The sequence below is a fragment of the Streptomyces colonosanans genome (assembly GCF_001866645.1).
Taxonomy (GTDB): Bacteria; Actinomycetota; Actinomycetes; order Streptomycetales; family Streptomycetaceae; genus Streptomyces; species Streptomyces colonosanans.
The window spans coordinates 1-5,319 of record NZ_MLYP01000091.1 but is presented as its reverse complement, the minus strand read 5'-3'; the positions used below and the strand labels follow the sequence as shown (position 1 = coordinate 5,319).

Here is a 5,319-nt window from a genome sequence, read left to right as displayed (position 1 = left end):
CGCCGGAAAGGGAAACGCGAGAGCGGGAACCTGGAAAGCACCGAGGAAATCGGATCGAGAAAAGATCTGATAGAGTCGGAAACACCGAAGGGAAGCGCCCGGAGGAAAGCCGCGAGAGTGAGTCTCTCGGGTGAGTACAAAGGAAGCGTCCGTTCCTTGAGAACTCAACAGCGTGCCAAAAGTCAACGCCAGATATGTTGATACCCCGTCTCCGACCGGATTTCGGTTGGGACGAGGTTCCTTTGAAAAAACACAGCGAGGACGCTGTGAACCGAGGGGACTATTCCTCCTCTTGGTTCCGCTCCCGTGTGTGTCACCGGATTACCGGAAAACATTCACGGAGAGTTTGATCCTGGCTCAGGACGAACGCTGGCGGCGTGCTTAACACATGCAAGTCGAACGATGAAGCCCTTCGGGGTGGATTAGTGGCGAACGGGTGAGTAACACGTGGGCAATCTGCCCTGCACTCTGGGACAAGCCCTGGAAACGGGGTCTAATACCGGATACGACTGTCTCGGGCATCCGATGACGGTGGAAAGCTCCGGCGGTGCAGGATGAGCCCGCGGCCTATCAGCTTGTTGGTGAGGTAATGGCTCACCAAGGCGACGACGGGTAGCCGGCCTGAGAGGGCGACCGGCCACACTGGGACTGAGACACGGCCCAGACTCCTACGGGAGGCAGCAGTGGGGAATATTGCACAATGGGCGAAAGCCTGATGCAGCGACGCCGCGTGAGGGATGACGGCCTTCGGGTTGTAAACCTCTTTCAGCAGGGAAGAAGCGAGAGTGACGGTACCTGCAGAAGAAGCGCCGGCTAACTACGTGCCAGCAGCCGCGGTAATACGTAGGGCGCAAGCGTTGTCCGGAATTATTGGGCGTAAAGAGCTCGTAGGCGGCTTGTCGCGTCGGTTGTGAAAGCCCGGGGCTTAACCCCGGGTCTGCAGTCGATACGGGCAGGCTAGAGTTCGGTAGGGGAGATCGGAATTCCTGGTGTAGCGGTGAAATGCGCAGATATCAGGAGGAACACCGGTGGCGAAGGCGGATCTCTGGGCCGATACTGACGCTGAGGAGCGAAAGCGTGGGGAGCGAACAGGATTAGATACCCTGGTAGTCCACGCCGTAAACGGTGGGCACTAGGTGTGGGCGACATTCCACGTCGTCCGTGCCGCAGCTAACGCATTAAGTGCCCCGCCTGGGGAGTACGGCCGCAAGGCTAAAACTCAAAGGAATTGACGGGGGCCCGCACAAGCGGCGGAGCATGTGGCTTAATTCGACGCAACGCGAAGAACCTTACCAAGGCTTGACATACACCGGAAAGCATTAGAGATAGTGCCCCCCTTGTGGTCGGTGTACAGGTGGTGCATGGCTGTCGTCAGCTCGTGTCGTGAGATGTTGGGTTAAGTCCCGCAACGAGCGCAACCCTTGTCCCGTGTTGCCAGCAGGCCCTTGTGGTGCTGGGGACTCACGGGAGACCGCCGGGGTCAACTCGGAGGAAGGTGGGGACGACGTCAAGTCATCATGCCCCTTATGTCTTGGGCTGCACACGTGCTACAATGGCCGGTACAATGAGCTGCGATACCGCGAGGTGGAGCGAATCTCAAAAAGCCGGTCTCAGTTCGGATTGGGGTCTGCAACTCGACCCCATGAAGTCGGAGTCGCTAGTAATCGCAGATCAGCATTGCTGCGGTGAATACGTTCCCGGGCCTTGTACACACCGCCCGTCACGTCACGAAAGTCGGTAACACCCGAAGCCGGTGGCCCAACCCCTTGTGGGAGGGAGCTGTCGAAGGTGGGACTGGCGATTGGGACGAAGTCGTAACAAGGTAGCCGTACCGGAAGGTGCGGCTGGATCACCTCCTTTCTAAGGAGCACTTCTTACCAACTTCGGTTGGTCAGAGGCCAGTACATCAGCGAATGTCTGATGCTGGTTGCTCATGGGTGGAACGTTGACTATTCGGTCCAGACCTCGGGTCGGGGGCTGCTAGTACTGCTCGTAAGAGCGTGGAACGCATGATCTCCGGACGGGACTGGGCCGGGCACGCTGTTGGGTGTCTGAGGGCACGGCCGTATGGCTGGGTCTTCGGTTGCCGGCCCCAGTGAACCGTCGCGTGATGCGTGGTGGGTGATGGGTGGTTGGTCGTTGTTTGAGAACTGCACAGTGGACGCGAGCATCTGTGGCCAAGTTTTTAAGGGCGCACGGTGGATGCCTTGGCACCAGGAACCGATGAAGGACGTGGGAGGCCACGATAGTCCCCGGGGAGTCGTCAACCAGGCTTTGATCCGGGGGTTTCCGAATGGGGAAACCCGGCAGTCGTCATGGGCTGTCACCCACTGCTGAACACATAGGCAGTGTGGAGGGAACGCGGGGAAGTGAAACATCTCAGTACCCGCAGGAAGAGAAAACAACCGTGATTCCGGGAGTAGTGGCGAGCGAAACTGGATGAGGCCAAACCGTATGCGTGTGAGACCCGGCAGGGGTTGCGTATACGGGGTTGTGGGATTTCTCTTTCACAGTCTGCCGGCTGTGAGACGAGTCAGAAACCGTTGATGTAGACGAAGGACATGCGAAAGGTCCGGCGTAGAGGGTAAGACCCCCGTAGTCGAAACGTCAGCGGCTCGTTTGAGAAACACCCAAGTAGCACGGGGCCCGAGAAATCCCGTGTGAATCTGGCGGGACCACCCGCTAAGCCTAAATATTCCCTGGTGACCGATAGCGGATAGTACCGTGAGGGAATGGTGAAAAGTACCCCGGGAGGGGAGTGAAATAGTACCTGAAACCGTGTGCCTACAAGCCGTGGGAGCGTCGGACATCAGCTTGCTGGTGTCTCGTGACTGCGTGCCTTTTGAAGAATGAGCCTGCGAGTTTGCGGTGTGTTGCGAGGTTAACCCGAGTGGGGTAGCCGTAGCGAAAGCGAGTCCGAATAGGGCGTTGGAGTAGCACGCTCAAGACCCGAAGCGGAGTGATCTAGCCATGGGCAGGTTGAAGCGGAGGTAAGACTTCGTGGAGGACCGAACCCACCAGGGTTGAAAACCTGGGGGATGACCTGTGGTTAGGGGTGAAAGGCCAATCAAACTCCGTGATAGCTGGTTCTCCCCGAAATGCATTTAGGTGCAGCGTCGTGTGTTTCTTGCCGGAGGTAGAGCACTGGATAGGCGATGGGCCCTACCGGGTTACTGACCTTAGCCAAACTCCGAATGCCGGTAAGTGAGAGCGCGGCAGTGAGACTGTGGGGGATAAGCTCCATGGTCGAGAGGGAAACAGCCCAGAGCATCGACTAAGGCCCCTAAGCGTACGCTAAGTGGGAAAGGATGTGGAGTCGCAAAAACAACCAGGAGGTTGGCTTAGAAGCAGCCACCCTTGAAAGAGTGCGTAATAGCTCACTGGTCTAGTGATTCCGCGCCGACAATGTAGCGGGGCTCAAGCGTACCGCCGAAGTCGTGTCATTGCGGTATTAACCCCCAACGGGGATCGTGATGGGTAGGGGAGCGTCGTCTGCCGGGTGAAGCAGCACCGGAAGGTAGTTGTGGACGGTTGACGAGTGAGAATGCAGGCATGAGTAGCGATTCACACGTGAGAAACGTGTGCGCCGATTGACTAAGGGTTCCTGGGTCAAGCTGATCTGCCCAGGGTAAGTCGGGACCTAAGGCGAGGCCGACAGGCGTAGTCGATGGATAACCGGTTGATATTCCGGTACCCGCTGTGAAGCGTCAAACATCGAGCATCGTGATGCTAAGGCCGTGAAGCCGCCCTGATCTCTTCGGAGTTGAGGGGAGTGGTGGAGCCGCCGAACCAAGCGGTTAGTAGGTGAGTGATGGGGTGACGCAGGAAGGTAGTCCATCCCGGGCGGTGGTTGTCCCGGGGTAAGGGTGTAGGACGGTGTGTAGGTAAATCCGCGCACTTTGTGTCTGAGACCTGATGCCGAGCCGATTGTGGTGAAGTGGATGATCCTATGCTGTCGAGAAAAGCCTCTAGCGAGTTTCATGGCGGCCCGTACCCTAAACCGACTCAGGTGGTCAGGTAGAGAATACCGAGGCGTTCGGGTGAACTATGGTTAAGGAATTCGGCAAAATGCCCCCGTAACTTCGGGAGAAGGGGGGCCACGTCTGGTGAGGGAACTTGCTTCCCAAGCTGGGGGTGGCCGCAGAGACCAGCGAGAAGCGACTGTTTACTAAAAACACAGGTCCGTGCGAAGCCGTAAGGCGATGTATACGGACTGACGCCTGCCCGGTGCTGGAACGTTAAGGGGACCGGTTAGCTCCATTTCGGTGGGGCGAAGCTGAGAACTTAAGCGCCAGTAAACGGCGGTGGTAACTATAACCATCCTAAGGTAGCGAAATTCCTTGTCGGGTAAGTTCCGACCTGCACGAATGGCGTAACGACTTCTCGACTGTCTCAACCATAGGCCCGGTGAAATTGCACTACGAGTAAAGATGCTCGTTTCGCGCAGCAGGACGGAAAGACCCCGGGACCTTTACTACAGTTTGATATTGGTGTTCGGTTCGGCTTGTGTAGGATAGCTGGGAGACTTTGAAGCGGCCACGCCAGTGGTTGTGGAGTCGTCGTTGAAATACCAGTCTGGTCGTGCTGGATGTCTAACCTGGGTCCGTGATCCGGATCAGGGACAGTGTCTGATGGGTAGTTTAACTGGGGCGGTTGCCTCCTAAAGAGTAACGGAGGCGCCCAAAGGTTCCCTCAGCCTGGTTGGCAATCAGGTGTTGAGTGTAAGTGCACAAGGGAGCTTGACTGTGAGACCGACGGGTCGAGCAGGGACGAAAGTCGGGACTAGTGATCCGGCGGTGGCTTGTGGAAGCGCCGTCGCTCAACGGATAAAAGGTACCCCGGGGATAACAGGCTGATCTTCCCCAAGAGTCCATATCGACGGGATGGTTTGGCACCTCGATGTCGGCTCGTCGCATCCTGGGGCTGGAGTCGGTCCCAAGGGTTGGGCTGTTCGCCCATTAAAGCGGTACGCGAGCTGGGTTTAGAACGTCGTGAGACAGTTCGGTCCCTATCCGCTGTGCGCGTAGGAGTCTTGAGAAGGGCTGTCCCTAGTACGAGAGGACCGGGACGGACGAACCTCTGGTGTGCCAGTTGTTCTGCCAAGGGCATGGCTGGTTGGCTACGTTCGGGAGGGATAACCGCTGAAAGCATCTAAGCGGGAAGCCTGCTTCGAGATGAGGACTCCCACCCACTTGATGGGGTAAGGCTCCCAGTAGACGACTGGGTTGATAGGCCAGATCTGGAAGCACGGTAACGTGTGGAGGTGACTGGTACTAATAGGCCGAGGGCTTGTCCTCAGTTGCTCGCGTCCACTGTGTT

2 rRNA genes are annotated in these 5,319 nt (G+C 57.5%); both read left to right on the top strand.

What is annotated here, in order from left to right:
• Window positions 1-334 precede the first annotated feature (334 nt).
• Window positions 335-1,860 (top strand): 16S ribosomal RNA (locus BIV24_RS28330).
• Between the two features lie 315 nt (window positions 1,861-2,175).
• Window positions 2,176-5,297: ribosomal RNA gene (locus BIV24_RS28325) — 23S ribosomal RNA — on the top strand.
• The 16S and 23S rRNA genes sit together here, the layout of an rRNA operon.
• The last annotated feature ends 22 nt before the right edge of the window (window positions 5,298-5,319 follow it).